The sequence below is a fragment of the Nostoc sp. genome (assembly GCF_036918245.1).
Lineage (GTDB): Bacteria > Cyanobacteriota > Cyanobacteriia > Cyanobacteriales > Nostocaceae > Nostoc.
Map to the genome: position 1 here is coordinate 1 of NZ_JBALEF010000066.1, position 25,903 is coordinate 25,903.

General features: G+C 39.8%; 32 protein-coding genes and 2 pseudogenes. 9 read left to right on the forward strand and 25 right to left on the reverse strand.

Annotated elements, in window-relative coordinates:
* Nucleotides 1-124: 124 nt before the first annotated feature.
* Both aroF and V7L12_RS17960 read right to left on the reverse strand, forming a co-directional pair.
* A pseudogene (gene aroF, locus V7L12_RS17955) lies at nt 125-1,229 on the reverse strand (3-deoxy-7-phosphoheptulonate synthase).
* A gap of 731 nt (nt 1,230-1,960) precedes the next feature.
* Nucleotides 1,961-2,761, reverse strand: coding sequence for an RMD1 family protein (locus tag V7L12_RS17960; protein WP_335086202.1), 801 nt, complete (start codon nt 2,759-2,761; stop codon nt 1,961-1,963).
* Nucleotides 2,762-2,948: 187 nt separating this feature from the next.
* Between V7L12_RS17960 and V7L12_RS17965 the strand changes: the two genes are divergently transcribed.
* The 3 genes from V7L12_RS17965 (at nt 2,949) to V7L12_RS17975 (ending at nt 5,522) form a co-directional block, all read left to right on the forward strand.
* The gene (locus tag V7L12_RS17965) at nt 2,949-3,416 is read left to right on the forward strand and encodes a GNAT family N-acetyltransferase (protein ID WP_335086204.1); all 468 of its coding nucleotides are present in this window, start codon (nt 2,949-2,951) and stop codon (nt 3,414-3,416) included.
* A 190-nt stretch (nt 3,417-3,606) separates the two neighbouring features.
* Nucleotides 3,607-5,094 (forward strand): CIA30 family protein, encoded by a 1,488-nt coding sequence (locus V7L12_RS17970; protein WP_335086206.1) that lies wholly within the window; start codon nt 3,607-3,609, stop codon nt 5,092-5,094.
* A gap of 80 nt (nt 5,095-5,174) precedes the next feature.
* A complete protein-coding gene (locus tag V7L12_RS17975) occupies nt 5,175-5,522 on the forward strand; it encodes a hypothetical protein (protein ID WP_335086208.1) in 348 nt (115 codons plus the stop codon).
* A 38-nt stretch (nt 5,523-5,560) separates the two neighbouring features.
* On the opposite strand, the gene V7L12_RS17980 is transcribed toward V7L12_RS17975, so the two are convergent.
* Nucleotides 5,561-7,075: a GH3 family domain-containing protein gene (locus V7L12_RS17980; protein WP_335086309.1), complete on the reverse strand. Its 1,515-nt coding sequence runs from the start codon at nt 7,073-7,075 to the stop codon at nt 5,561-5,563.
* A 126-nt stretch (nt 7,076-7,201) separates the two neighbouring features.
* On the opposite strand from V7L12_RS17980, the gene V7L12_RS17985 reads away from it, so the two are divergent.
* Nucleotides 7,202-8,251 (forward strand): hypothetical protein, encoded by a 1,050-nt coding sequence (locus V7L12_RS17985; RefSeq protein WP_335086210.1) that lies wholly within the window; start codon nt 7,202-7,204, stop codon nt 8,249-8,251.
* 133 nt (nt 8,252-8,384) lie between these two features.
* Here V7L12_RS17985 and V7L12_RS17990 read toward each other — a convergent pair whose 3' ends face one another.
* The 3 genes from V7L12_RS17990 to V7L12_RS18000 are packed head-to-tail and all read right to left on the reverse strand — an operon-like array spanning nt 8,385 to nt 10,804.
* A complete protein-coding gene (locus tag V7L12_RS17990; protein WP_335086213.1) occupies nt 8,385-8,990 on the reverse strand; it encodes an acyl transferase in 606 nt (201 codons plus the stop codon).
* Complete coding sequence (locus V7L12_RS17995; RefSeq protein WP_335086215.1) at nt 8,987-9,739, reverse strand: sterol desaturase family protein; 753 nt, start codon at nt 9,737-9,739, stop codon at nt 8,987-8,989. The genes V7L12_RS17990 and V7L12_RS17995 overlap by 4 nt, the downstream gene beginning before the upstream one ends.
* 42 nt (nt 9,740-9,781) lie before the next feature.
* Nucleotides 9,782-10,804, reverse strand: coding sequence for an aromatic ring-hydroxylating dioxygenase subunit alpha (locus tag V7L12_RS18000; RefSeq protein ID WP_335086217.1), 1,023 nt, complete (start codon nt 10,802-10,804; stop codon nt 9,782-9,784).
* A gap of 128 nt (nt 10,805-10,932) precedes the next feature.
* On the opposite strand from V7L12_RS18000, the gene V7L12_RS18005 reads away from it, so the two are divergent.
* Entirely contained in the window at nt 10,933-11,151 is a 219-nt protein-coding gene (locus V7L12_RS18005; protein WP_335086219.1) for a hypothetical protein, read from the forward strand.
* Complete coding sequence (locus V7L12_RS18010; RefSeq protein ID WP_335086221.1) at nt 11,151-11,564, forward strand: type II toxin-antitoxin system VapC family toxin; 414 nt, start codon at nt 11,151-11,153, stop codon at nt 11,562-11,564. Before V7L12_RS18005 ends, V7L12_RS18010 begins: the two co-directional genes overlap by 1 nt.
* Nucleotides 11,565-11,581: 17 nt before the next feature.
* Here V7L12_RS18010 and V7L12_RS18015 read toward each other — a convergent pair.
* Nucleotides 11,582-11,734 (reverse strand): annotated as a pseudogene (locus V7L12_RS18015) (Rieske 2Fe-2S domain-containing protein); the annotation flags it as partial.
* A 64-nt stretch (nt 11,735-11,798) separates the two neighbouring features.
* On the opposite strand from V7L12_RS18015, the gene V7L12_RS18020 reads away from it, so the two are divergent.
* A complete protein-coding gene (locus V7L12_RS18020; protein ID WP_335086224.1) occupies nt 11,799-12,857 on the forward strand; it encodes a DUF4238 domain-containing protein in 1,059 nt (352 codons plus the stop codon).
* Nucleotides 12,858-12,977: 120 nt separating this feature from the next.
* Here V7L12_RS18020 and V7L12_RS18025 read toward each other — a convergent pair whose 3' ends face one another.
* The 12 genes from V7L12_RS18025 to V7L12_RS18080 all read right to left on the reverse strand — a co-directional run bounded on the left by V7L12_RS18025 (nt 12,978) and on the right by V7L12_RS18080 (nt 21,449).
* A complete protein-coding gene (locus V7L12_RS18025; RefSeq protein WP_335086226.1) occupies nt 12,978-13,112 on the reverse strand; it encodes a hypothetical protein in 135 nt (44 codons plus the stop codon).
* 32 nt (nt 13,113-13,144) lie between these two features.
* Entirely contained in the window at nt 13,145-13,429 is a 285-nt protein-coding gene (locus V7L12_RS18030) for a 2Fe-2S iron-sulfur cluster binding domain-containing protein (protein WP_335086228.1), read from the reverse strand.
* 18 nt (nt 13,430-13,447) lie between these two features.
* Nucleotides 13,448-14,653, reverse strand: coding sequence for a P-aminobenzoate N-oxygenase AurF (locus V7L12_RS18035; protein ID WP_335086230.1), 1,206 nt, complete (start codon nt 14,651-14,653; stop codon nt 13,448-13,450).
* 39 nt (nt 14,654-14,692) lie between these two features.
* Nucleotides 14,693-15,598: a ferritin-like domain-containing protein gene (locus tag V7L12_RS18040; RefSeq protein ID WP_335086232.1), complete on the reverse strand. Its 906-nt coding sequence runs from the start codon at nt 15,596-15,598 to the stop codon at nt 14,693-14,695.
* Nucleotides 15,582-16,667 carry an aromatic ring-hydroxylating dioxygenase subunit alpha gene (locus V7L12_RS18045; protein ID WP_335086234.1) on the reverse strand — a complete coding sequence of 362 codons (1,086 nt, stop codon included), beginning with the start codon at nt 16,665-16,667 and terminating at the stop codon, nt 15,582-15,584. The genes V7L12_RS18040 and V7L12_RS18045 overlap by 17 nt, the downstream gene beginning before the upstream one ends.
* A 5-nt stretch (nt 16,668-16,672) precedes the next feature.
* Complete coding sequence (locus V7L12_RS18050) at nt 16,673-17,413, reverse strand: hypothetical protein (protein WP_335086236.1); 741 nt, start codon at nt 17,411-17,413, stop codon at nt 16,673-16,675.
* 258 nt (nt 17,414-17,671) lie between these two features.
* The gene (locus tag V7L12_RS18055) at nt 17,672-18,676 is read right to left on the reverse strand and encodes an aromatic ring-hydroxylating dioxygenase subunit alpha (protein WP_335086238.1); all 1,005 of its coding nucleotides are present in this window, start codon (nt 18,674-18,676) and stop codon (nt 17,672-17,674) included.
* The gene (locus V7L12_RS18060) at nt 18,660-19,082 is read right to left on the reverse strand and encodes an Mpo1-like protein (protein ID WP_335086240.1); all 423 of its coding nucleotides are present in this window, start codon (nt 19,080-19,082) and stop codon (nt 18,660-18,662) included. The genes V7L12_RS18055 and V7L12_RS18060 overlap by 17 nt, the downstream gene beginning before the upstream one ends.
* A 369-nt stretch (nt 19,083-19,451) precedes the next feature.
* Nucleotides 19,452-19,664, reverse strand: coding sequence for a type II toxin-antitoxin system HicA family toxin (locus V7L12_RS18065; RefSeq protein WP_335086242.1), 213 nt, complete (start codon nt 19,662-19,664; stop codon nt 19,452-19,454).
* A complete protein-coding gene (locus V7L12_RS18070; protein ID WP_334812833.1) occupies nt 19,661-19,906 on the reverse strand; it encodes a type II toxin-antitoxin system HicB family antitoxin in 246 nt (81 codons plus the stop codon). Before V7L12_RS18070 ends, V7L12_RS18065 begins: the two co-directional genes overlap by 4 nt.
* 8 nt (nt 19,907-19,914) lie before the next feature.
* Nucleotides 19,915-20,052, reverse strand: a complete 138-nt coding sequence (locus tag V7L12_RS18075) for a hypothetical protein (RefSeq protein ID WP_335086244.1) — start codon at nt 20,050-20,052, stop codon at nt 19,915-19,917.
* A gap of 404 nt (nt 20,053-20,456) precedes the next feature.
* Nucleotides 20,457-21,449, reverse strand: a complete 993-nt coding sequence (locus V7L12_RS18080) for an AbiTii domain-containing protein (RefSeq protein WP_335086246.1) — start codon at nt 21,447-21,449, stop codon at nt 20,457-20,459.
* A gap of 295 nt (nt 21,450-21,744) precedes the next feature.
* Here V7L12_RS18080 and V7L12_RS18085 point away from each other — a divergent pair, with 295 nt between their 5' ends.
* Both V7L12_RS18085 and V7L12_RS18090 read left to right on the forward strand, forming a co-directional pair.
* Nucleotides 21,745-21,942 (forward strand): type II toxin-antitoxin system RelE/ParE family toxin, encoded by a 198-nt coding sequence (locus V7L12_RS18085; RefSeq protein WP_158680406.1) that lies wholly within the window; start codon nt 21,745-21,747, stop codon nt 21,940-21,942.
* Nucleotides 21,943-21,946: 4 nt separating this feature from the next.
* Entirely contained in the window at nt 21,947-22,261 is a 315-nt protein-coding gene (locus tag V7L12_RS18090; protein ID WP_335086248.1) for a helix-turn-helix domain-containing protein, read from the forward strand.
* A 55-nt stretch (nt 22,262-22,316) separates the two neighbouring features.
* Here V7L12_RS18090 and V7L12_RS18095 read toward each other — a convergent pair whose 3' ends face one another.
* The 6 genes from V7L12_RS18095 to V7L12_RS18120 form a co-directional block, all read right to left on the reverse strand.
* Complete coding sequence (locus V7L12_RS18095) at nt 22,317-24,023, reverse strand: N-acyl-D-amino-acid deacylase family protein (RefSeq protein ID WP_335086250.1); 1,707 nt, start codon at nt 24,021-24,023, stop codon at nt 22,317-22,319.
* Between the two features lie 18 nt (nt 24,024-24,041).
* A complete protein-coding gene (locus V7L12_RS18100; RefSeq protein WP_335086252.1) occupies nt 24,042-24,461 on the reverse strand; it encodes a retroviral-like aspartic protease in 420 nt (139 codons plus the stop codon).
* Complete coding sequence (locus tag V7L12_RS18105; RefSeq protein ID WP_335024416.1) at nt 24,454-24,714, reverse strand: hypothetical protein; 261 nt, start codon at nt 24,712-24,714, stop codon at nt 24,454-24,456. The genes V7L12_RS18100 and V7L12_RS18105 overlap by 8 nt, the downstream gene beginning before the upstream one ends.
* A gap of 88 nt (nt 24,715-24,802) precedes the next feature.
* Nucleotides 24,803-25,093, reverse strand: coding sequence for a hypothetical protein (locus V7L12_RS18110; protein ID WP_335086254.1), 291 nt, complete (start codon nt 25,091-25,093; stop codon nt 24,803-24,805).
* A gap of 65 nt (nt 25,094-25,158) precedes the next feature.
* A complete protein-coding gene (locus V7L12_RS18115; RefSeq protein WP_335086256.1) occupies nt 25,159-25,494 on the reverse strand; it encodes a XisI protein in 336 nt (111 codons plus the stop codon).
* A complete protein-coding gene (locus V7L12_RS18120) occupies nt 25,482-25,898 on the reverse strand; it encodes a XisH family protein (RefSeq protein WP_322733271.1) in 417 nt (138 codons plus the stop codon). Before V7L12_RS18120 ends, V7L12_RS18115 begins: the two co-directional genes overlap by 13 nt.
* Between the last annotated feature and the right edge of the window lie 5 nt (nt 25,899-25,903).

The window sequence follows — 25,903 nt, forward strand, 5'->3', positions numbered from 1 at the left end:
ACCTGCATGGCTATCAAGTTGTCAAGGTTCAGACCTTTGCGGGTAATCTTCTGCCCATTTCAGGGCTAGTTTCTACCCAACGATTCGCACTATTCCTCCTGCCTCCTACCCTCTGCCTCTCTTGTTAAAGAACCCCAATCTTCCAATTTGTTAAGGGGAGTAGAGAATTAGTTTCAACACTTTTTGTGTATTTCTGTTCTTGCCAGCGACCAAAGAATTTGCCCAAGGGAGCCATTTCTCTCATAAATTCTTCAAAGCTGGCAAAATTAAGCGACTGAGGCCCATCTGAAAGGGCTTTTTGAGGATTAGGGTGAACCTCGACCATTAGCGAATCACAACCAGCTGCTTTAGCAGCCATTGCCATTGGTGTCACCAATTCTGATTTCCCAGTACCGTGACTGGGATCAACAGCAATTGGCAGGTGAGTTAAACTACGCAAAACAGGTATTGCAGATATATCTAAAGTATTGCGTGTATACTCTCTGTCAAAAGTCCTAATGCCCCGTTCGCATAAAATCACATTGGGATTTCCTGCTGCCAAAATATACTCAGCAGACATCAGCCAATCTTCAATAGTGGCTGACAAACCACGTTTGAGTAACACAGGTTTACCTGTTGCACCGACTTTTTTCAAAAGGGAAAAATTTTGCATATTGCGGGCACCAACTAGCAGGATGTCTGCGATTGATGCCACCATTTCTAATTCAGCCCCATCCATCACCTCAGTAATAATACCCAAGCCAGAAACCGATCTAGCTGTTGCTAACCAGTCTAAAGCACTTTCTCCATGTCCCTGGATAGGGTGAAGTTCGTGGTTTGTAAGCACCTCCTCTGAGAAACTTTGCACCTGCGGCTTTGACTCGCAGCGCAGTTTCTACAATCATCTCTTCGCTTTCGACAGAACAGGGGCCTGCAATTACGACTACAGGATGGTTTTGACCAAAGGTGATAGTTTCAGAGGGTGTAGGCACCTTTACATCGCTGGGTTCACCATAACGAAACTCTAAACTAGCTCGTTTGAATGGCTTCTTTACCCGCAGCACTTGCTCAATAAAAGGGTTTAGATTTTGCACTTGCTGCACGTCGATTTCCGTTGTATCACCAATCAAACCAATTGCTACTTTGTGTTTACCTACAGAGATTTCTGGGACAATCTTCCAGCGTGAAAGTTCTGTGAATAGTAATTCAATTTCTTGTCGAGGACAACCGGATTTCATGACGATAATCATCGTTTTCACATCCTCCTAAAATATGCAATTAATTTGTAAAAAGCTGAAGTTGTGTAATTACTTAGCTGAAAATCAAGGAACTAATTAGCAGTCAGTAGTTTTACTGTTGCCGATGAATTACACAATATCCGACATATTCATGCCACACATCCACCTTTTCTGCTTGTTTGAGTGCAGTATTCATACCTGGAGAATGCATGAATGCGATCGCCTCATTTCAGAAAACTGCATGATTAACTTCTGTATGCGAGCAAGCGGTGAATAATTATTCTCATAATGAGAATTACTGTAACGAGAGTTCTGGCAGGAGGTGAGACAAGGACAAACCAGATATAGAAGTAGCGATCGCTAATGCGACGGAAGAGTTGAACCAGCTAAAAGAAGTTGAGCAAGCAGATTATTCAATGGATGAATTACTGCGCTTTTCACATTCTTTTACACAACTGACATTAGCACTGCACTCAGAAGCAACAGAGGCAGCTTTTTTCTGCCTAGTTTCAGTTCGTAGCCGAGCTTGCAACTCATTAATAGTGTCACTCTGAGTAACAATTTCTCCCACTGAATTTTGAGTAGTTGCGATCGCTCCCTCGCCATCTCATATCATGTCCGGCTAATTAGTTATAATTCCCTTTCTCTATGCAGAAAGCCCAGAAAGCCCAAAAACCCCTCCCCTCTGGGGTCTTAATGATAAGTCTTTAACCGGACATAATATCACAACCCCAAATTTAGCATTAGCTTTTGAAAAGGATGTCATAAAGTGACAGCAGAATCTCTACCACAATCAGAATCACCACATACCACTCTACTCGCTGACTACTGCTATGCTGCATGAACTCCAGCACCGTTTGGGCGGTTTGGGAAATTAGCTCTAGTTTACGTTCCAGAGCATGGTGACGCTCACGAATTTCGTATTCATCCTCCAAGCGCAGATATAAGTTTTCTAGCTGTGGAGATTCCCAAAGCAACTCCGGCTTATCGATAATCTCTACTTGACCCACAATCTTATGTTGAACTAATAGGGTAGTCCCAAGTTGACGCAGTAATTCCCGGCTTTGTTGTCTACTCCTGTTTTCACGCTGGAGACTAGCTGCAAACGGTTCAATTTGATCGAATACAGTCGCTAGGCTAGTTTCATAGTGAGACAGCACAACACTCTTGGCAAGAATATCAGCCACTATCTGCAAGCGTTCTATACTCAATTCATGCAGTAAAATTTTTCCTTCCTTAGCTCGTTCACTCTCACTAATAGTGAGATGAACTTCTACCTCTTCTGTTTCCGGGTCGGCAAAAGGGCCGCTAATTTGAGAGGATAGTTTGGTCAAAAAGGCTACCTTTTCTACAGGCTCAAGGTTAAACAGGACAACTGCACCATAGGCCAGCAATACTGCGTAGCCTTCTTCACCAACTCTAATCATTAGTGGCATACTCGCCAAGGAAACGTAATTATCCAGTGTCTGTAAGTTAATATCTTTACCAAGGAATAGGGCCTGCGCTCTAAATCTATCTTTGTCATTAAAAAGGAGTTTTTGCATTATTGCCCGGAAGCTATATTCTGCCTGCTTTACTGCTCTGGTAACGATAGTAATTGATGCCTGTTGTTGGAGATAACTACAATTTCAGCTTACCATTTCCTCTTTACCCTACAGCCCATACCCTGTTTTGGTCAAAAAAATTCAACCAGTCAAGGTAAATTGGGATTGTCTAATTCTGGCTGGATAGATGATACAGTCTAATGTCTCGTTGCCACCTGAATATATTCTTCGTAAAGCCAAGCCTTTTGATATGTGGTTAATAGTATTTTTTGTGTTTAGAGCAAAGCTAGACCCCAGTCAACTAAGATGGCAGCAATTTTGGGTGATTGAATCTGATGGGCATTTAGTGGCCTTCGGGCAGATCCGAAACTTTCACTTAGCACAAGAGCTAGGTAGTTTATTTGTTGCACCAGCTTGGCGAAACCGTGGTTTAGGGACTGTTCTAGTGCAGCATTTAATTACTCAAGCTAGTCAACCGCTTTATTTAAAATGCTTAAAACATCAATTGGTGAATTTCTATATTAAAAGAGGTTTTGTATCCGTTAATTTTAAAGACTTACCACCATCCCTCAAGCCCAAGTTTGGACTATCTCAATTACGAAAGAGGTTAACAAAAGCTCTTGTAATATTTACGAAGTATGAATATTACAAGTGAGCGCTTATATATTCCCTCAATCCAGTGAAAGATTAGCCTATCCTGTAAGAGGCGCGTCCATGCTTCTTTAGATATTGCTGATGATACTCTTGCGCTCTAAAAAAATGACAGCGCTTTTCAAGTAATTGAACTACACTACTCGCCACTCCCCTAAAATTGTTAGAGTGAAGAGAGTTATGAGGACGCAAATATGACTGACAAAAATCGTTCTCAATGGGACTTAGGCAGGTTTATCGAAACCCTGACTTACTTTGAGGTGATTCCTTTCCTTAACTGGGTACAGCAGTTAATCCAAGGTCGTCCTAAGGATAATCAATATAGACCCAATGGAGGAAGAAATGTGGGTGTAATATTAGTAGCAGGTGCAACAGGTGGTGTCGGTAAACGAGTCGTGCAGCGATCGCTCCAACGAGGTTATAAAGTTCGCGCCCTAGTTCGAGATATTGACAAAGCGCGGTCAAGTCTTGGTAATGATATCGATTTAGTAGTTGCGGATATCACACAGCCAGAAACTTTAACTCCTTTAGTTATGGCTGATATCCAAGCTGTAATTTGTTGCACAGCAGTGCGTGTACAACCAGTTGAGGGAGATACAGCAGATAGAGCCAAATATTATCAAGGTGTTAAATTTTACCAGCCAGAAATTGTTGGTGACACTCCTGAAAATGTAGAATATCAAGGAGTCAAAAACTTAGTCCAAGCGGCAGCAAAATATTTGCCCCAAGCAAAGGAAAAACTAATATTTGATTTCACCAAGCCATCAGCAGAATTAAAGGATAACTGGGGAGCGTTGGATGATGTCGTCATGGGTGGCGTGAGTGCGAGTAATATCCAATTAGTAGAAAATACAGCTTTATTTGCTGGTAATGTCTCCACCGCTAACTCTGGCGGATTTGCTTCTGTCAGAACGAAGAATTTTGATCCACCCTTCAACTTATCTGGTTATGAAGGAGTGAAATTGCGCGTCAAAGGTGATGGTCAGCGTTATAAAATATTTTTGCGAACAGATACAACATGGGATGGTGTTGGCTACAGCTATTCTTTCGATACCGTAGCTAATACCTGGATAGATATTCACATTCCCTTTGCCGATTTGATTCCCGTATTTCGGGCAAAAGTTGTCAAAGATGCGCCGCCAGTTGAGCAAAGTAGAATTTGTTCATTCCAACTGATGTTGAGCAAATTTGAACATGATGGCGCTTTAAATCCCAAGTTTTCCCCAGGTGGTTTTGCTTTCCAGTTGGAATCAATTAAAGCTTATGGGGGGACAACTTTACCACAATTTATCCTTGTCAGTTCAGCAGGTGTCACTCGTCCCGGTCGCCCTGGCATTAATTTAGATGAAGAACCCCCAGCAGTGAAATTAAATGACCAATTGGGAGGAATTTTAACTTGGAAGTTGAAGGGAGAAGATAGTTTAAGAGAAAGCGGAATTCCTTATACGATTATTAGACCTTGTGCTTTAACTGAAGACGCAGGGGGTAAGGAATTAATATTTGAGCAAGGTGACAATATTAGAGGCAAAATCAGCCGTGAGGATGTGGCAGAACTTTGCGTGCAAGCGTTAAAACTAGGAAAAGCATCTAACGTCACTTTTGAGGTGAAACAGGAAGAAAATACTGTCAACTCTATCGATTGGCAGAGTTTATTTTCTAACTTACAACCGGATAAGAGATGAAATATCTCCAGATTTTTAGTCTGTAATTATCCCAACAAAGTCTGGTTACATAGGCTGTTATAACAAGTCAGCTATTTGATATGAAAAAAATCAAGGTGTTAGTAATCGCCGGGATTTTAGTAACAATTATCTGGGGCAGTTTTTTTTCCAAAACTGCCTCATCCCAGCAAGTAGAGTCCCGCATCAATAACTTAGAAGCGGACTTGAATCGTGTTGAGTCGCGGTTAAATCAGCTAGAGTCTCAGCTAGGTAGAACCCGTCAGTCTCCATCCTCAAGAACAAGACTTACCCCACGACAGTCAACTGGTTCCAGAGGGAACTTATCACAGCAAGATCCGATGTTTGATCGGCTTGCAACTTTGGTGATTGAATTGAAGCAACAAGTTAATAAATTAGAGGAGCGAGTTGCTAAATTAGAATCACGCTAAATATTTAATCAAATTTAAAAAAGCTAGTACTTAGTAAGCTATTTCTGGGCAATTTTCAACTTCAATTCTTGTAAAAGTTCAGTACTAATGGGTGATTTTGCCAGAATTGGATGTTTAATACCGCCCCAAATACTTCCAGTGCGGATACGATGGAAAACCAATATTTCAGGAATTTGACTAGAGATTAAAACCTGTGGTGGTGCGAGTTGACCGATGGTTCGCGCTCTCTTGTAATGATATGATTCTAATAAAGCCAGATCCAGCTGTTGAGCGATAATTTCTGAGGTTTCTTTTGCCGAATCTAATAATAGAATATAGTGTGGAGGATCGGCAATCGGTATCAAGCTTTTAAAATTAGTTTCTTGCAAGTTCAAGAGAGTAAGAGCATTATGGACAAAGGTTTCTTGCAACTTTTCGCCCACCAAATCGCTAATAGCTTGATGTCGTCCGAGAAACTCTAAACAAGGAGTGTGGCGATAGTAATGAGTTACCCGGATGCGATCGCCAATCCGATAACGATACAAACCTCCTTTCTGCGATAAAATTATCGTGTATTCCTTGCCAATGCTGAGTTCATGTAAACCATATAGCGAACCAGTATCGTCCTCGAACTCGAAAAACACTTCATCAAGAACTGGCACATATCCCCCAGCTACAATCAACGGAATCGTTATTGGTGCTTCGGTTGCTAATAGTCCTTTACCTTGAACTAATACACCTGGAAATTGCGATCTTAATCCCTGAGCTTGATCTGCTGCATTGGCGCTATCCCAGCAAGAAATCAGTTTCAAATTTGGCCAGAGTTGCATCCAGGGAATATTACTTTCACTGAGGAGTTGCAGGCGATGATCTGAAATCCGATTCTGTAATTCTCCTCGCAATAAATCCTGATTTTCTTGAATATATTTTAAATGTACTTGCAAAAAACTAGGACTCCAAATAGAAATAATTTCTAGTTTTTCCGCCTCTAATAATGCCAAAGCTAGTTGATGTTTAAACAACTTCGAGTCATGGAGCCGATTAAGTTTATTTGGCATCACCAACCAAGGACGCAAAAACCAACGCAACCAGCCATCTAAATAATCTAAATCATCTTGTAAAGTTTTGCTATCAGCTACATTTAATTGCGGCGAGATACAAGCGTAAAGCTTGCCTGTGGAAAATTTCGGCCCGTGTACAATCAAATCATGCGCCCATACACAGAACATTTGATTAAACGATCGCTGCAAAGATTGAGTATAAGGAATCCATTTTACTGCTCCACTACTACCAGAGGTTTTTTCATAGAACAAAATGGGTTCGAGAGTGAGATAAATTTGTTGATGTTTGTGATTTAAGTAGGGTTCGAGTGCATCATAATCTACAATTGGCACACGCTGCCAATCATCTAGAGAATGAATCCCCAAAGTTTTACCATACTCACTCTTGATTAAGCGATCGCAAATTTCCCTCTGTACAGATGTCTGCATTAACTCTGGGTTATCCAAAGCTTGATAAAATCGCCTTGCAGTTGGTGCGAGAATTTGCCCAAAAAGCTGAATAATCGGACGCATCATACCAAAATAAACTAGCTCACCTTTTTTTGTATGCCTGTAATGTTTATACATCATTATCAAGAAAAAGATTATATGGAAAGTTTCCATATAATGAATAGTTAGGTTGTTTTAAAGGTGGATGTGATGACGTACTGTGTTGGTTGGAAATATGGGGGGGCTGTTTACCTCTTAGGCGATACAGCAGCCACTAAGCCGCTTCCATCAAGCACTGATCAATCAAGCTTTGGTCAACTTCACGACAAAGTTAGAGGTGAGTACGTCGAGGAATCTCTGTTAAAGGTTGTGCCTATAGCACCCGACACCGCCATAGCTTTTGCAGGCGAAGTTCAATTGGCAACAGCAATTATTGAGTTTCTGAAAGAAAATTTTTGCAGTACAGAAACATTTACGCATCTATTCAAAAAGGTAAATGCCAGTCTGGGCCCGTTTGATCCTAAGCGACCTGTTGCATTGTTATTGGCCTATGCGCCCTCAAATGTTGAGCCACAACTTATCCATTGGGACTCAACGCATGGGCTAGACAGTCGCCAGTCTGACTACTATGAGATTGGAAGCCTCACTTCATATCATGCCGCTTTGACACCACAAGTACTATCGATCTTAGCTAATGGTCAGCTGGCACCAGACCGGATTCTGCCAATGCTCATTGCTGTCGTACAGTCATACGGCATCCACAATAATCTCATTGAACAGAATGTTGGGGGGATCATTTTTGGACTTCGTGTTTATAAGGGGGAAATAACTTGGCAAGAGGATACAAACTTTGTTCTATACGATCCCACTTTCGCAAGCCTGGCCTATATATCAGCCTTTGTTCGCAATGATGTACTCGTTGTGAACTCGTCGCTCACCAATGATATTCGTGCTTTCGCACATTCCGTTTCAACACCATCGATTCAAGCGTGGCAAAAGTCTTGGAATCCTTTCGTTGTTAGTCATATCAACTCAGACAAGTATCGGTATTGGGTATTCTTGTGCACTGGGGCAAGAGTGATTACAGTCCTCCGTCGGGATAGGTTCGATAGTGAGAATAAGTACTTTAGTCTACAGTACTCTGGCGATGGAAATTTCTCCTTTGGCTTGAGTCCAGAATTGAAGGCGTTGCTAGTGGAACAGCTTAGGGATCTCGGTGACGGCAGTCTCCCATTCAGATTGAATTTTCGCAATGCCTGAGCCAATATTGCATTTAATTATGAGCCACTATGAGATACAAAATTATTTTTTCGCCTGAAGCTGACTGAAGCAGATATCACTGCCCTCAAAACTAGCGGTTGCGTCAAGCCTCTGGATGCGATTGAGACAGTCCTCAAATATGCTGGTTAGGGTAAAGGTCTGTGAGAGCTGGAATAAAGGTATTATCAGCAATGACTACTCCAGGCGCAAAATGAGTTCCAGCACCAACAAAAACATTGCTGCCAATCTTGACTTTTTTGACATACAACATTAAATTTTGTTTGCGGGGTTTAATGATGTGAGAATAGATACCGACACGATGCCCGATAACGACGCGATCGCCAATTTCTAATAAACTGCGATCAGCAATTTCCAAACCTGGTGTCCAGTAAACATCTCGCCCCACTTTAGCACCCCACAATCGCAACCAACAGGAAAACACCCCCGGAATCAACCGCAGTACTGCCTCCAACCCGGGAATTGCAATAAAAATTACTTGGATTTGATGACTACCCCACCACGGACTATATTCTTTACCTTGTAGATAACTAATACCCTCCCGCACAGGATAAACCCATTCATGCAAGCGGTAAACTAGCACTGGTAGCCCATAAATAGAAAGGAACACTGCCAGAATGCTGAAGATGTTGGGTGAATAGGCGAGGTAGACTATTGCTGCTCCAGCTATCATTAATACAATGGTGGGAAAAAATAAAAGAATTTTACTTATAACTGTCATGGAAATGGGAAGAAAAGTTTTTGGAACAAGTTTAATGAGCTAGGAATTCCGATTATAAATGGCAATTTTTTACTTTCATAATATGTTCCATGTAACTTATCCCAAATTTTCAGATTAGCCCCATAGTTATAATTGTGGACTTCACGGCAATGATGCCAAGCATGATCCTGTGGTAAGATTAACCAAGGAGATAAAAATTGATAAAGCCAGCTACTTTCAGGAATTATCAAGTAGCTATGTCGCCATAAATCTAAGGCAGAAGTTAGACTTACTCCAAGTAAATAACCTGTTGGATCAGCTAACAAATATAAAAACAAAGTGTGTATCCATAAATAAATAATTAACAAACTTGTCCAAAGTGTGTTACGAGAAGTTCCTAATACATCCATCTGACTAACAGTATGATGGACTTGATGAACCTTCCAGAACAATTTAGTATGTAATAAACGATGATTCCAATAATATAAATAATCAACTATAACAAAACTGATAATAAAAGCCGGAACTAATGAGATTTTTAAACATCCTTGTTGAGTGGGTAATAAATGTTGATAAAGCCAATAAACTAAAGTAGCTTGTAGTAAGGGAATGAAAATTCCTTGAATCGTTAATCCTGTACCATCTAGCAACCAATCTTCACGACTTTTAACTTGAAGTTGAGTTCGTCCAACCTGATTGGTAATAGTCCAACCAAGTAATCCGATAAAAGAGCCAAAAATTAGCAGTTGTGAAAAGTTTTGTATTTCCACTTTTGATTGCTCACACTGATATTGATTAATTACGAATTATACTTAAACCCAAAATGTAACTTTTACCGATTGATTTGGCAATAAACGCGGATCTTCTCCACGAGATATAGCTGCTATAATTGACTCTACAAATATATGAATTGTGTCCGCAGGCGTATTATAAAATTGTGTACCGTATTTAGCGATCGCTTCCCCCTGAATCCCCAAAATTTCCACGTCTTGGCGGATAATGTGTTGAGCAGTCCACCGCACAAAGGGACGTGCTAACTTATTCCAAATACCATAGTTGTAGGTGACATCGGTGTAAACCAGAGTTGAATTATCGGTTTCTGGAATAGATTGACTGGTAATGAACAAATGGCGATTATCTGCCATTTTATATTCCACAGAGGTAATATTTGGCATATAAAAGCGATCGCTATGTTTAATCTCTGCACCCTGCAAATTCAGAAAACGGCTGTACCATCCCAAATTACTGTTTTCGTTGCGATATTCCACCAAAACCGAACCATTCCAGCGTTCAACAGTCATTTCTAGCTTTTGTTGGCGGGAAGTACGGAAAACACCAGGATGAACAAAAGCCGTATGGGGAATATCGATAAAGTTTTCCGCACAATTAGTAACATTGTTAGCAAAACGGTTAATTACCCGCACCGTCTCCCATCCAGTTTGTCCGTAGTGAGGCATAGAAAAGGGTTCAAAATCAACGCTTGGGGTATCGGCTAACCGCACATAAACATAGCCATCCTGTTCTTTGGTAGCGTAACACTTGACTCGACGCTGTGGCGAAGGTTTGAAGTCATTTCCTTCGGCTGGAACAGCAATAACATTCCCAACCCCGTCGTATACCCAACCATGATAGGGACATTGTAAAGCACCGTCACAAACTTTACCTGTGGACAGACGGCTATTGCGGTGTAAACAGCGATCGCGCAAAGCTACGGGTTGTCCATCTTCACCGCGAAATATCGCTAACCATTCTCCTAAAACGGTGCGTGGTAATACCTTGTTAGGTTGTAGCTGTTCGCTGAGTGCGACAATATACCAGAAATCTGCAATTTGCATGGTGGGTGGGAGCGATCGTATTTAAATTATGGCAATGTCTTGAGTAGAACCGCATTGCTGTATCTATCGAATTCCAAAAGAGCTAATTTACAATTAAAGGTGATATAGCCTGAGATGGGAAAATGATCATGACATTACAACAATTACAAAAGCAGGTATTAGAGTTACCAATTAGCGATCGCTGGATATTAGTGCAGACCCTTTTGGAGTCGTTACAGCGAGAAACTAGTTCTGAATTGAAAAAGGGTAACTTGTCCCGACTGCGAGGAATTGCAAAAGGTACAGAAATATCAAGTGAAGATGTTGAAGTAGATTATATTAACTATCTCACTGAAAAATATAAATAATGCGAATCTTAATAGATACAAATGTTGTGCTTGATTTTTTACAAGAGCGAGAACCTTTTGTAAAGGATGCGGCAAAACTGTTTGCAAAAATTGATGCTGGTGAAATCGAGGGGTTTATTGCAGCAACAACAATTACTAACATCTATTACATCGTCCGCAAAGCAGCAGGTGCGATTGCTGCTCAACATGCAATTGCACAAATTCTGACAGATTTACATATTTGTGCAGTCGATAGAGAAATTTTGGAACAAGCGATCGCATTTAATTTTCAAGATTTTGAGGATGCGGTGCAGTGTGCTTGTGGAATAAGACATGGGGTTGATGCGATCGTAACTCGTGATGCGTCTGGATTTGTCAGCGCGGGAATTTTAGTAATTGCACCAGGAGAGTTAAAAAATATTGCTAGTGAGTAAATGAAGCGATCGCGTAAAGCTACGGGTTGTCCATCTTCACCGCGAAATATCGCTAACCATTCTCCTAAAACGGTACGTGGTAATACCTTTTTAGGTTGTAGCTGTTCGCTGAGGGCGACAATATACCAGAAATCTGCAAATTGCATGGTGGGGAATTTCGAGGGAAACATATAGCGGAGAAAGTTTTCATTAATTATAGTGATGTAGCTGCAATTGTACTCAAATCTATTTTTTATGAATAAAATGCCGAAAGTTATCAATCAGCACTACGTCCCTCAGTCATATCTGAAAAACTTTAGCCCTGATAGATATCAAATTTTTGTTTTCGACAAGCCTAATCAACGCAGTTTTCCAACCCATGTAAAAAACATTGCAAGTGAACGAGCCTTCTACGATTTTCCTCAAAGTGCAACGCAACCAAAAAATATACAGATTATTGAGGAAATATTTTCAGGCTTGGAAACGAAACAAAGTAGATTATTCCAACATCTTCAAAAAAAGATAGATGGAATTTATCGCTTAAGACTCACTCCTAATCAGTCAACAAGAATTTACTCCATAAACGTTTTAACGGAAGATCAAAGGCAAGACTTAGCTTGCGTAGTTGCTATTCAATTTCTCAGAACAAAAGAGTTTCGCAAGTTTATAGTCGAGATGCGTCAAGTAACAGAGCCTCTGATAAACCATATTTTAGAAGACACAATTATTGAGCAAATTAAACAGTTTGAGGAATTAACTTCCGTTGATCTTGATAAAGAATTAGTTTCTGGAATAAAATCTCTTATTTTTGATGAATATACATCTATTGTATCTTCAATGTACGATTACGGCTTGGCTGTCATACATGCCAAGTTTCTCCTTGATTACTATGAACAAGCTGCACAAATCTTCAACAGCCACATTTGGATAATCGGAGTAAATGACACAGGACAATTTTTATTTACCTCGGATCATCCAGTTGTTCGACATCCTTATCTATCTTTTAGTGGTATTGCTTCTGAGGGGATTGAAATTGCTTTTCCTATCAATAATAAAGCTATTTTGATTATGCGGGAAAAACAACACTTTCATAAATTCACTAATCAAGACAACAAACTTTTACCACTTACTCTAGAAGATGTTGAACATTACAATAGATTACAAATTTACAATAGTAATCGATTTGTCTTTGGTTCTGAAGATTCTTTTGATTTAGTGAAAACAGTTTGTCAACAACAACCTGAAATTTGTTCAGAAGATAGAGGTAGAATTCATATTACAAACATTGAGCCACAAGCTGATGAGCAAGTCTGATAACAATCATATCGTAGGAATTAGGTTAGTTTGATTCTACTAAAGCCAAAATTTCATAAAACTGACAAGTGCGATATTGGGTAGGAGAAAAGCTGATTGTTAATTTGATCCTGTAAATATCTAACTGGCTAGAGACATTGAAGACTTGAAATAAAGGTCTATTTCCACCCATACTCTAGCAATAGCAACATTTCGGGGTGGTGCTGGCACATTACAAGTTTTGCGAATTTTTGCGACGCGCTCTAACCAATCCATACTTGCTCTTTTAGTTGTTTTTAAATCACCATCTAAACCCTACGAATTTTAACATTCTCTGTAACATCAACCTGACAAGCTAACCGCGCATGAGGATGATTAGCTGCTAATGTCTCCAGCATTTCCTGTTCATCAGGTTGAGGAGGAGGAATATCACCAATAACCTCAACCAAACAAGTGCCACAAATACCAGTCCGACAACCAAACAAAACAGGTGAATTCTGAATCGTGAGATGTTCAGACAAACTTTGATGACATTCCAGAGTGATAGTAACAAAATTACTTCCCGGAAACGATATCTTACAGAAGTCAGCCATAATACGCAACAATCTTACCTAAACAACACTCTTCCATTCCTCTCTGCGCCTCTGCGTCTCTGGGTGAGATAAAAATAAATCCTCTCGGTATTCAAAACCTTGAAAAGCCTTTTTTTGAGTTCCCAAATATTGAGTAATTGAATTAGTAGCCATCAGCGACATATCTCGATTACGTTGCCAAAGATAATCGAGTTTCTCAACATACACTTGATAAGATTTCATCGCCTCCTGATGAGTTGAAAAACTGCGCTGCAATCCTTCCGACTCCTCCGTAAAACAACGCCGCATCATTTCTTTAGCATCTCTATCACTCATCTCAAAAATGGACGATCGCAACACTCGATAAATCTTATTATACAGCGCCGGATCGTACCAAAATATCCCGTTTATCGCCGCCGAAAAATGAAAATGATCGCGCTGACATCCCAGCAATCCTAAATTAGCAACCAGTCGCTCAAATGCAGTTGGTGGCTTAAGACAAGTGACAACATCGTGAGATATAATAGTTGAACTATTAAAGTGAAAGCTTTCATCCATAAAGTGATAATATGAGACTTTAGCAGGAATGGGAGCCGCTTCAGGATGAGGATGTTTTTGATAATAATTGCTAAGTTTGTGCTGTACTAACTTACCATTTAGTGTCCGCACTCCTCGGACTGTGAAATACTGACAAGCTAAAAAAGTATTATTTGCAGAAATCAGCCCAAAGTATTGAAGTTGAATTTTTTTCCACCAAGTTTTTAGGGCATTGGTGTCAGCATATACCATCGTTTCTGTAAAGGGGCCGCGCATGGGGTAGGTAAAGATAAGTTCCCCAAATAACGCTTGTTCAACCTGTTTGGCAATTGTGCGGAAGGCGTTAATGTGCGATCGCTCTTGGGAGGATTCCAAATCTAATGTATCGCAGATTAAGCGAAAATCTTCTTGAGCGTAAAGTCCGGTTGCACTGGTTTGATTGAAAAAGATAGTGGCAATTTCAGCAGAAACAATTTGTGAGTAGTAAGCTACCCAGTAAAGTTGGTTCAAAATTATACGCTGATGTTGGCTGGACTGTTCCCATAAAGGTGTACCATATAGTAGGGAAAATTCCTCTGGGTTCCAATACTCGCTTTGACAATCTTCATAGCGAAAATTGCTAACTGCTTCATCCATTAAAGCAGTATGGTCTTGCTGTTTGTTGCGGGTGTGGTTAATTTGTAATTTGCGATGAATAGTTTTTTCCATATCCGTTTTTATTTGACGCAGAGATAAGATTGATATTTATTACACACATTGATAAGGGGGGAGTGGTTGAAAGGCTCCGCGTTCTTCTAAATTTTGCAGGATAGACTGGGCTGATTTTCCTCCCATGAGCGATCGCAATATTTGTAATCGGGTTCCGCTGTGAGTCTCTGTATCTAGTTCTTCTAAGATTTGGATTTTTTGCGATCGCGTCAGATGTCCTTTCACTTGTTCAACTGCTGCTAGTAAGCTTTGTGGCCCTACCTGTACCATAAATAAAAACTGTGCCAATACATCAAGAATTGTTGTTTGACTGAATGCTGAAAGAGTAATTTGATTAAACAAGGTGGTTCCCGTGGCGTGATGACGGGATTCAGATTGTAAAAAACTGGAAAAAAGTTCTGCTAAAATTGGATAGCGGCATTCCTTTGCTAAACGTCGATAATGGCTTAAACCCCATCCTTCTAAAACTACTTGCAGCACAAACAACAAAACTGTTTTATCTGCACTTTCAACCACTTCTGATAGTAAGCGCAAAAACGGATCGTCCGTGTTAGTTACTTCCGTTTCTGGTAAAAAATGGCTAATTTGATGAAGGTGGGTAGCTTCATCAGCCGTAAACAGTCCATAGAGCATTCGTTCTTCAACTGTTTCTGCTAACAGTACCATTTTTGCCATGTAGCCAACGCCTGCTTTTTCTATGAAATATGATTCTTCTAACAGACTGCGATTGGTAAGTTCCAGAATAGCAGATTGTTCAGTAAGATTAGATTGTTGAAAAATTTTGACTTGATCTAAATTGAAAAATTCCGCATCCCAATAATTTACTTGTGGATAATTAGCATAATTATTCTGATTGGGTAATGCTGCTGTTAATATCCGTCGTAAACAGTTATGAGAATCTGTGTGTGGTAGATCAAAACCGACAATGTTATATTTTAAATCCATTTTTTTCCTGTTCCATTAATCTGAAGTCAGGGTTAGATGTTGATAAAGTTTGAATATCTGGATAATTAATAGTTTCCCACTTTCCCCAGGTTAAGGCTTTCTGGTGATTAACGTGCTGAATAAATTGCAGAATAGATTGATCTGCTTTAGTAGGAGTCTTTAAATCAAACTGAATTGTTTGAAATACTTGTGTATCCCCTTTTGCAAAGTAATTACCAACTTGCTGAGTTAACCATAACAAACCACGATTTAAAACCCATCCCCAAAATCCTGAACGCTTAGGAGTGACAAGAATTGTTTGCCCTTCAGTTTTACCACCTTCTATCATTCGCAATGTAAATATAATGTAGAAGTACAGAAAATCCGGCCCTAGCGTCACAGTGCCAGTGCTGCCATACCAGTAACACATACTATAAGTAACTTCGTTGCGGTATAAAGGACGAATCAAGCGGATTAACCAAGAATCATCCCCTCCCCGTGTAGTGTTGCTGAAGGTAATAGCGTTGGGGTTGAGGTTTTGAGAATCAAATACAATCTCTAAGGGCAGATTGTGTACTGTATTGAAATGGTGAGCATCAATCGCATTAATTAGTAAGACATTGGGATGGCAGTTTTTGACAAACTGAGTCCCCAATATATAATCACAATCTGCCTGTTCTAACTCTGGTATAAAGGGCAGCGAACTTGGCTTTTCTTCTCCCACCCAAACCCAAATCATGCCGTACTTTTCCGCCGTATGCCAAGTTTTAATACACACAGGTAGCGGTTTTCCGAGAGAAGGAACATCTACACAAATTCCATGATTGTCATACTTCCAATTATGAAAAAAGCAGCGAATTCCATCACCTTCTACCTTACCTTCTGCTAAATGAGCGCCCATGTGAGGGCAATAAGCATCCACCACCACTACTTCCTCACTGACTCCCCGATAGATTGCCAGATTTCTACCTAGCAACGTTATAGGTTTTACTTTGCCAATTTTTAATTTTTTGGATGCTAATGTCCAGTACCATCCCTCTATAAATTGAGTTGGATTGTTAAAGTTGGATTGTGGGTTTGTAGATACCATAAAATTTAAATGAGAACACAATCTTGCACAAAATTTAACGATGATTCTGACTCCCACACCCGTTTTCCAGCACGAGTGAGATTGCCATAGTTAATTTCAGTTAAACAAACCAATTCATCTCCTAATCGATAGCCAGGATTTTTTTCCTCAAAAAACTGAATATGGGGATTAGTCTGTCTTCCTATCGGGATTTCAATCAATCCCTCGCGGAGAATTTGAGGATGCTGGAAATGGACGATACCAGTTGCTTCTTGATATAAACTACCATAGTATTCGCGTGCTAAACTCACCATCAGATTTTCAACATCAGCAGGTGTTGTGACATCATAACGCGGATAGAAATCTTGCCAAAAAGTAGGGAGAAAACGATAAGTGCGAAAACCAGAGCAAATTAGCAACCAGTAAAGTTTATTTTCTGCATAGTGTTGATGCAAAAAATTGATGGCGGCAATCCAACTACGTGGTAGTGTTGTACTCAACCAAGCACTAGGATCAACAATAGTGTCGCCAGAATATACCACACTAATTTTTTCTCCCAAAAAAGTCTTTTGACATAACATCAGAGTTGAAAATCCTTTGAGTGCATTGGATGTTTCATCTCTTAACAACAAAACCCAGTTTTTGCGCTCTAGATCAATTTCAAACCCATCCCAGGTTATACCTTTAAAGTGATTTTGCAGCAGCGCATACATGGCGGTGCGATCGCTTGGTTGCAACTTTTGAACCGGAATCAGCAAACTCTTCATTATTCGGAAATTACCTAAAATCGATTTGTAATATGTTTGTAATTAACACTTTATCGACCAATTTAGTAAATTTACGGTGTAATGTGACAGATTCCAGAATGGTTATTTATACTACAATTGAGTATTCACATCTTGTACCTTCTCAATAAGGCTTGGTAGGCATTGCCAACTCTAGAAAATAATTCAGATGTAGGTTAGGTTGAGAAACGAAACATTACCAAAGCTTTTGTTGGGTTACGCTGTCGCTAACCCAATCTACTATTCTACACCCCTATTTTTTGACCATCGAGACGGTTTTAGCTGGTTTACATACTCCATATACTGAGCTAATGGCCGATCAATACTAAGGAGCAACTTCGGATTAAAGCGAATATTGTCGTAAATCTTGCCATCTTCATCTCTGAGCATATAGTAAGCCAAACGAGTACAGAATAGCAAAAACTGACTTAGCAGATATCCCACAATACCTTTACGTTTTTCAGTTACATAAATCGGTTGAATTATCGTTCTTCCAGGTGCAATTGGAGTATAAGCATATATCATATACAGTGGGGGAAAAAGCCGGACATCTTTCATCATTGTTAACAAACCAATGCAACCATGAGCATACCGCATTGAATACTGATATGTAGAACCAAGCAATCTTTGACTTAACTGTTCTCGAAAGGTAGTTTTGGGAAATTGTCCCCGCATTATAAAGTCAATTTGCGTGCCTAATTCGCTGCGATGTAGCGACAGATCCATTTTGATATCTAAATGATGAATTGTTTTTAAATGTTGAGCATCAATCCCATTCATCATACAAATATGATGATGGCAACTTCTTTCAAATGCAATATCAGCTTTTGTAACAATTTGTTTACCCTTTAATTCATCAAAATCAACCACTCCCTCTGGTGCTTCAGCATCTGGATAAATCCAAATAAATCCATACTTTTCCTCTGTTGCATAAACTTGTAATTTAGCTTGAGTAGGAATTTCTGATTGACAGGGAATATTTTTACAAAGCCCTGTTTCATCAAATGCCCAATGATGAAATGTACAACGAATCCAATTACCATCAACCTTCCCAATTCCTAAATCTGTCCCCAAATGAGGGCAGTAAGCCTCCAAAGCCCGTACTTGCCCATCTTCACCTCTAAAAATGGCAATTTTCTGACCGCACACTTCTACAGATTTTGCTGTTTTTTTAGGTATCTCATGACTAGGACAGGCAATATACCAACCCTTAGCAATTACATTCCAATTATTGAATATTTGCATAATTGTTTGATAAATAATTATTTAAGATTTCTTGCCGTTGGCGAATATCATCTTGATATTTACCCATTACAATCCTGATTAACATTCTACCCAAACAATAAGAAGCCCGCCAAGAAAAAACAGCATCTTGTAAATCAATATGGCTACGCTCAAATAATAAATGTCCGGTTAATCCCAATAATTGAGTTAACGGTAAGCCCAAGAGTAACCAGAAGTTTTGTAACTTCCAAGTATAAAAGAGTAAAATGTAAAAAAAGAATATTCCCAGAATGTGTAGAGTAATATTAATTGGATGCTGATGTTTAAGAAGAAAAATATCCCAATAATCAGTAAAAGGATGATCCAGAATTTGATTATTAATTCGATTTCTTACCTTTTGTTTAGGATTAAAATTGATGTCCGTCATAAAAGGATGTGTTAAAAGAGGTGATTTGGTTAAATTTTATGCCAATATTCTAACAATAATGCAGAGCATGACAATAAAAATAAACCAAATTATAACCTCGCTGAAGCTTGCTGAAAATGCAAACCTTCTATTTAGTAATTTGATCCGGTTTATGCGATCGCAAGTATGCTTGAAGTGCCACAGCATAAAGCTGACTACGGGATAATTCCATGCGTTTTGTAAATTATTCAGCAGTTTCAAAGAGAGGATCGGGGATGGAAATCGCTGTTTTCATAGATTGGTATAACTTGAGTTATACCCTCATGCTATCGATTTTTTGTAATGAGGGCAATTATACAATCCCCTACTCACAGTAAGTACAATGACTTGTTATGTCTCTTCAAAGTCAGACCACTCAATTCCTAGTTGTTTTATGGCTGCTCGTAATGTTCCTAGTTTTAGATCGCGGCCACTCCAGTCAGGAAGTACAGTTGCTTTCTGCGTAATTGGATTAAACCACTTCCTGTGTGAGCCTCCACCATGTCTAGGGATTTCTTCACATCCAACCCTAGATAATTTCTTAGCAACTTCTCTATAGTTCATCTAGTAGAGATAATTGTTTCTATCAAGGCTGGTGAGTTTTGGTCTACAGATTGTAGGTTGTGAGGAAGCTCTTTACCTAAATCTTCATATACTTCAAGAACCGCTTCAAATGCATCTCTAGCATTCACTAAAACTTCATCCACAGAGTTCCCCTCGGTTATCAGTTCTGGCAAAAGTGGAGAAGTTACCGTAAACCCACCCTCTGGCTGAGGTGTAAGTAGTAGTGGAATTTTGTAGAGCATAACTAGATTTATTTATTTACTGACTTCAGGTTAACAGCATCATAGCATTGCCAAAATGTCGGGTTATGTAGTGCATCAGATTTCGTGGCTATGCTCTCCTTGAAACTTAGCGATCGCACTTTATCCACTATAGGCATCGCTTTCATAAAAATAGTGCTTTATATTTCGTTAACATAGCCGACAAAAATAAAGAGCGATATAATTTATACCTTAATACTCATTATCAGCCACACAAATACCTTTACATTTAATACCATTCGTAGCAGTGCGCTGACAATGAGAACATAGAACTTTTTCGTTTTCTGTTTCTTCATTTATTTTTATACTAGTGCTTGCCTGTAGCTTGTCTTCGTCGGTCTGAAGTTTTACATTCATAAGAATAAGCATGGAAGAATTTTTTGCTGTTTAAATTTTACAAGCCATTGAGGAGTGATTATCGGTGAGGTACAATTGCTGAATAAAGCGATCGCTCCACCCGCCGTAGGTATCACTCTCATCAAAATAGCGCGTTATATTTCGTTAACGTAGCTGACAAGAACAGCGATCGCACTCAACTACCTGGCTGTAACCAACCCTTGATAGCCGCTTTGACAACTTTAAGATACTTATTCTCTAAGATAAACTCGTCAATTGCTGTTTCACCACTTGCTTGAAGCGCACCAGCGACACGACGCTTGAAACTTGGAGTAGTTTCATCGTTAACATAAGCCACCTTTTGTAGCTCAGTTGCAGTCGGATTCGTTTGCTCTAACTGCTTCAAGAGTTGCTGAATCTCCTCGGCTGCTTCTGCAAGAGTCTTCTTCGATTCGGATAAATGGATATGCTGATTTGCTTGCTGTCGTGCGTTACCGGAAACTTGGTTTGCAAAATTGCCCACGTTTGCTCCACGAAGGTCATTTTTGAAGGATTCTGAGCTTGATTGACTTTCGGATGAAGAATTTTGCATTTGTGACTGCTCTATATTATTAATAATCTGAATGAAACCACTATAATCTTGTTTAGCAGCAGTCTGTTTCTCTTCTTGAGAGAAAACCATTCCTTCGCCTGTGATTCCATCTTCTTCTAGCTTTAAAACCCATTCAAGAATCACATCTCTAACAGACTCCACAATCCTTTTTACGCTTGCGCTGCTGATGCCAACTTTTACCGAAGTACTCACACTATAAGCCAAAAATGATTCTACTCTGGGCGGCAGTTGCATCTGTAATTCATTATCTGCATTATTAGTCAAAGCAGATAGTTCACTAATTGATTGCCCAATAGAGTAATTGCAAACGGTTTCATAAATTTCTAAAAGATTCTGGTCATGCGTGACTATTTGATGCCACCCATGATAGGGATTCCATGCTCTTAGTTGACCTTTCACAGCTCGATATTCAGGTATTGGATGCCCCTTATATCCATTGAGTTCCAACTCGATCCATTCTTGAAATTGCCTGATGTTTAGCTTCCTAGCAACTACATAAGCCTTACGGAGAAGAATTAGGACAGAAATAGAAGGGTTGAGGGCATCTCTTTGTAGTTCTAGGACTATTGAATTCACAAGTATTTCACCATATCTCAAGCATTAGGATCAAGTAAAGCTATATCCGTTTAGTGCGAAGAGTGCGATCGCTGTAGGCATCGCTCTACAGATAAAGTTCCCTTTCATAGGTATATTATATCGATATATCAGATATGATATAAATACAGCATGGGAGATCAAAGTAAACCTTTAGTTTGGTTACATGGTGAAGTTAAAACCCCACCTTTGACTCAACAAGCACGCATAGAAGCGAGTGTTCTGCTCAGACAATTACAGGAAGGTGAATCCCTTGGGTTGCCACAATTCACGCCCTATGCCAAGTATAGGAATTCACTGTCATGAATTACGTATTCGAGATACAGATAAAAACTGGAGGATCATTTATCGAATTGATGACGATGCAATCTTAATTGTTGAAGTCTTTAATAAAACAACCAGAACAACATCCAAAAACGTAATTGAGGTTTGCAAAAAGCGTCTGAGTAAATACGATACCGATCAACAGGAGTAATGTGATGGATCAAGCTAAGAGAGAACATTTGGAATCTAAAGGCTGGAAAATTGGCACAGTTTCAGATTTTTTGGAGTTAACACCCGAAGAAACTATCTTTGTTGAAATTAAGCTAGCTCTCAGCCAAAACTTGAAGAAGCGTCGGCAAAAACTGATGACTCAAAGTGAACTCGCTGCTAAGATTAGTTCCAGCCAACCTCGGATTGCTAAAGCTGAAAATGGCGATGCTTCAGTATCAATTGAATTGTTGATTCGGGCAATGTTAGCAACAGGTGCAACTCCTCAAGATATTGGGCAGGTGATTGCTGGTGTGGGGTAAAAACAATTTAATGCTAAACTCTTAAACTTATCTTTGCGTCTTTGCGTGAGATAATTCAAACAGGAAACAAAACAATTCCCAACTTTTCACGCCCCAAGCGATCGCTCACCTTACCCCGACAAACAACCTGAATTCCATTAATATAAACCCCTTGCACAATCTCATCCGAACCACGCTTAACCATCCGAGGTTCACCATCTAAAACTGGATCTGATATCTGCACTTGTGGGCTAATTGGCTGATTTAAAGCATTAGGATCGAGTAAAACTATATCTGCTTTAGCACCAACTTTGAGAAGTCCCGTATCAAGACGAAACCAACCAGCAGGTTCTCCCGTAACACGGTAAATCGCAGCTTCCGGTGAAAGGAACTTCGTTGCAACTGCTTGTTTGAGCAAAGACAAAGCTCCATCATAGTAGCCCAGGTTACGGACGTGAGCGCCAGCATCGGTAAAACCAGGCAAAATATAGGGATGCTGCATCATCGCTAAACGGGGTTTTAGGCGATCGTTCGCTCCTGTCGCCACCCAGCGTAAATCTGTATCGTATTTTTGTAATGCGTGGATAAATAAATCTACTGGTTCTTGTTGGTTTTGACGAGCAATTTGGGCAAAACTTAACGCTTGCCAACTTGCTTCGGGACAGTGAATAACTTCCATCAAATCTAACTGACGATGGAATGATTTACGCCATTTACTCAGCCATTCTTGGCGAAACTGACGACGAAAAATTTCCGATGCCCATAGTTGTTGCCTTTTTTCTCGTGACTGACAGCCATTGAGTTGTGCCCCTGTGGAGAATTCTTCAAATAAGGGAGTCACAGATCCATCAGAGTAAATGGTGAAGGGTTCGGTTAGGGTTTGAAAGCGCACATTACCATTTAGAAGCCGATTCCAAATAAAAAGTAGGGGGGAAAAAATTCGCCATAGTTTGCGATCGTGTACGGCATCTAAAGCAGAGAGGATTGTCAGCCGCAGTGGTTTTTGTCCAATCCCTGAACCCATACGCAGAATATCCACAAAGGAAGCAAGTCGTTGTAAATTGGGTGTGACTTGAAAAACACGTTGGCTACGCCGACATAAATCCGCCAACATTGCATATTCTTTAAATTTGGCGTGTTGAGAGGGAATTGTGCAGCCTTGCCATTCTCCACTCATCCGATGCCAGGGAAACATATCAATAGAAATGCCAATAAAGCCAGCCTCTAAAGCATCAGTGGCTATGCGCTGCATAAGTTTTAGTTCAAATTTTTTCGGCTGAACAGTTAAGCTGCGTTCTAATCCCATCACATGAGCGCGTAAGGCACTGTGTCCAAACATTGGGGCAACATTGGGGCCAAGGGGTAACTGTTGCAAATGCTGTAAATATTCTGCTGGTGTCTGCCAGGAAACCGACTTTTTCAACCATTTTGCAATCAGCCGATGGGAAAGTGTCTCTACCCTCTGAAAAATATCTGCCAGCATTTGGGGTTCACCGATCGCAACAGACAAGCTACAGTTACCAATGACAACGCTGGTAACACCATGACGCACTGATTCACTCAATCCTGGTGCAATTTCTAACTCTAAATCGTAATGAGTATGAATATCTATAAATCCAGGTGTCACCCATAATCCAGAAGCATCAACCACTTCACGCGCTGGGGTAGTTAAGGAGGGTGCAAGGGTGACAATACGGCCGTTTTGAATGCCGATATCTCCGCGCACAGGTAGAGAGCCTAAGCCATCGAAAATTAACCCGTTTTGAATCAGCAAGTCTAGCATAATTGTTTTTTCTGACCGCTATGATTTTCTTGGATGTACTTCAAAAGCTAAATCTGTGCGGTAAAAACATACATCAAACTCTGCAAAAAAATTTGTATGTCCGAGTATCAGAGGTACTTCCCTGGATTCTGTCCAACCAAATGCCAGAAGAACGGGTGAAAACTCGCCAACTGTAGCTGATAGCACTAAACCGCGTGCTTCCATTTGAGCTAGATTCCCACTTAACTGGACTGGAACTGTTTGCTCTTCCCAAATTACTCCTAGTTGCAGACCAATTTCATAAGGTAAAACATTGACACTTGCACCTGTATCCAGTAACGCCATAACTTCCAAAGAGCGGTTTCTGTAAGTCAACATTAGTGGCAAATAAGGCATTGTACTGGGTATACCGAAACTATTGTTCCGCTCAATAAAAGGAAATCTTTTGCTATTAAGCATTTCCTTCTTGCTTTGCTGCCTTAAGAAGTTCAGACAATGTTTCAGCAGCTTCATAAGCCTCATAGGGAGACCAGACAACTGCTTCAGTAGAAGCTAGTTGCTTTAGGAGTAAGTTTTCTCGATCTTGTTCATCGGTTGGTTCTAACTCGCAACCATCTTCTCTAGCAACCTCTCGCAATAGAAAATGTATAAGGCGTAACTTGTCTTGGTGTGATAGTTGACTAACAGCAGGAAGCAGTTCATTTAGAGGCATACTACTACTTTAAAATATAAATTTAGTGTCATTATAAACTAGGAATTTCTTAGAAATGGCGATCGCTTGTCTTTGAATAATTATCAATCTACTGATAACTTCTGGTTACTCTGTATACGTGAATACCAATGCGAACATCTTCCTTAGTTAAATGGGTTTTAGTTCCAACAAGCATTCCTACTTCTGCAACTTCAATAAGATTCTTTTCAAACTCCAATGACTCACATTTTTGCTCTTCAAAGATAACTGGAAGCTCAAAAGCTATCCTATCTCCAAGTCTGAGGGACGATGCTTCAATTTTAATACCCAAAATTCCTTTACTTTCTATAAAACGTTCTATTGTGCCAATAAACTCATAATGACTGTTTTCCTCAGACATTTCCACCACGATGCTCAGTTTTCACCCAGTGCGCTCGCTCATTGTTCCGATTTCCTCGGTTAAACTTATGTAACAGCATATCCCGTATATTGCCTGACATTTTGCGGGTGAAAACCTAAAACAATTTTATCTTTAGGAATTCCGGCAGCTTCTAATTCGTAGGTAACACCATCTTCTGTATCATCACGTTGTACCCAGATTTTGCCATCAATAATGTCAATATGAACTAAGCAACCGTGAATTCTTTTAGCACCGTCCCAACCAAAAGTTATTAGCAAATAGCTATCATTTTCGCTATCAAAGACTGTTTTACACTCAATATCTGCGTAGGAATAAGGAATTTTTGTATAAGGTACTAATACCTCTTTGATGATGCGTCGATAGTTATCTAAGGTATCCATTGGATAATCCTCTCAGTTTCAGGATTGAAAACAAGTAAATTTAGATTTTCACTTTCTATTAAAAGTGTACCAATTGGTTCCTCGAATAAAGCTGTGAATACGCTGTCACGCACTGCCAGATATAATATTCTATCAGGTTCTAGGCGACTGATAACAGCACGATACAGAATAAATCCGCCGATGGCATTTTTGAGGTCTGCCATTTCTGAAGGACTGACAAAACTTTTAATTTCTACGGCTATTTTTTTAGTTCCTTGTTCTGCGGCTAAAAGTTGTTTTGCTCCTAAATCTACATACATATCTTTTTGACCCCATTTTAAATGTAGGGGGTCATCTGTAATTATCCAACCTTCTTTAATTAAGGAATTTTTAACAGCATCGTGATAGATATCTTTTGCAGGCATGTTAA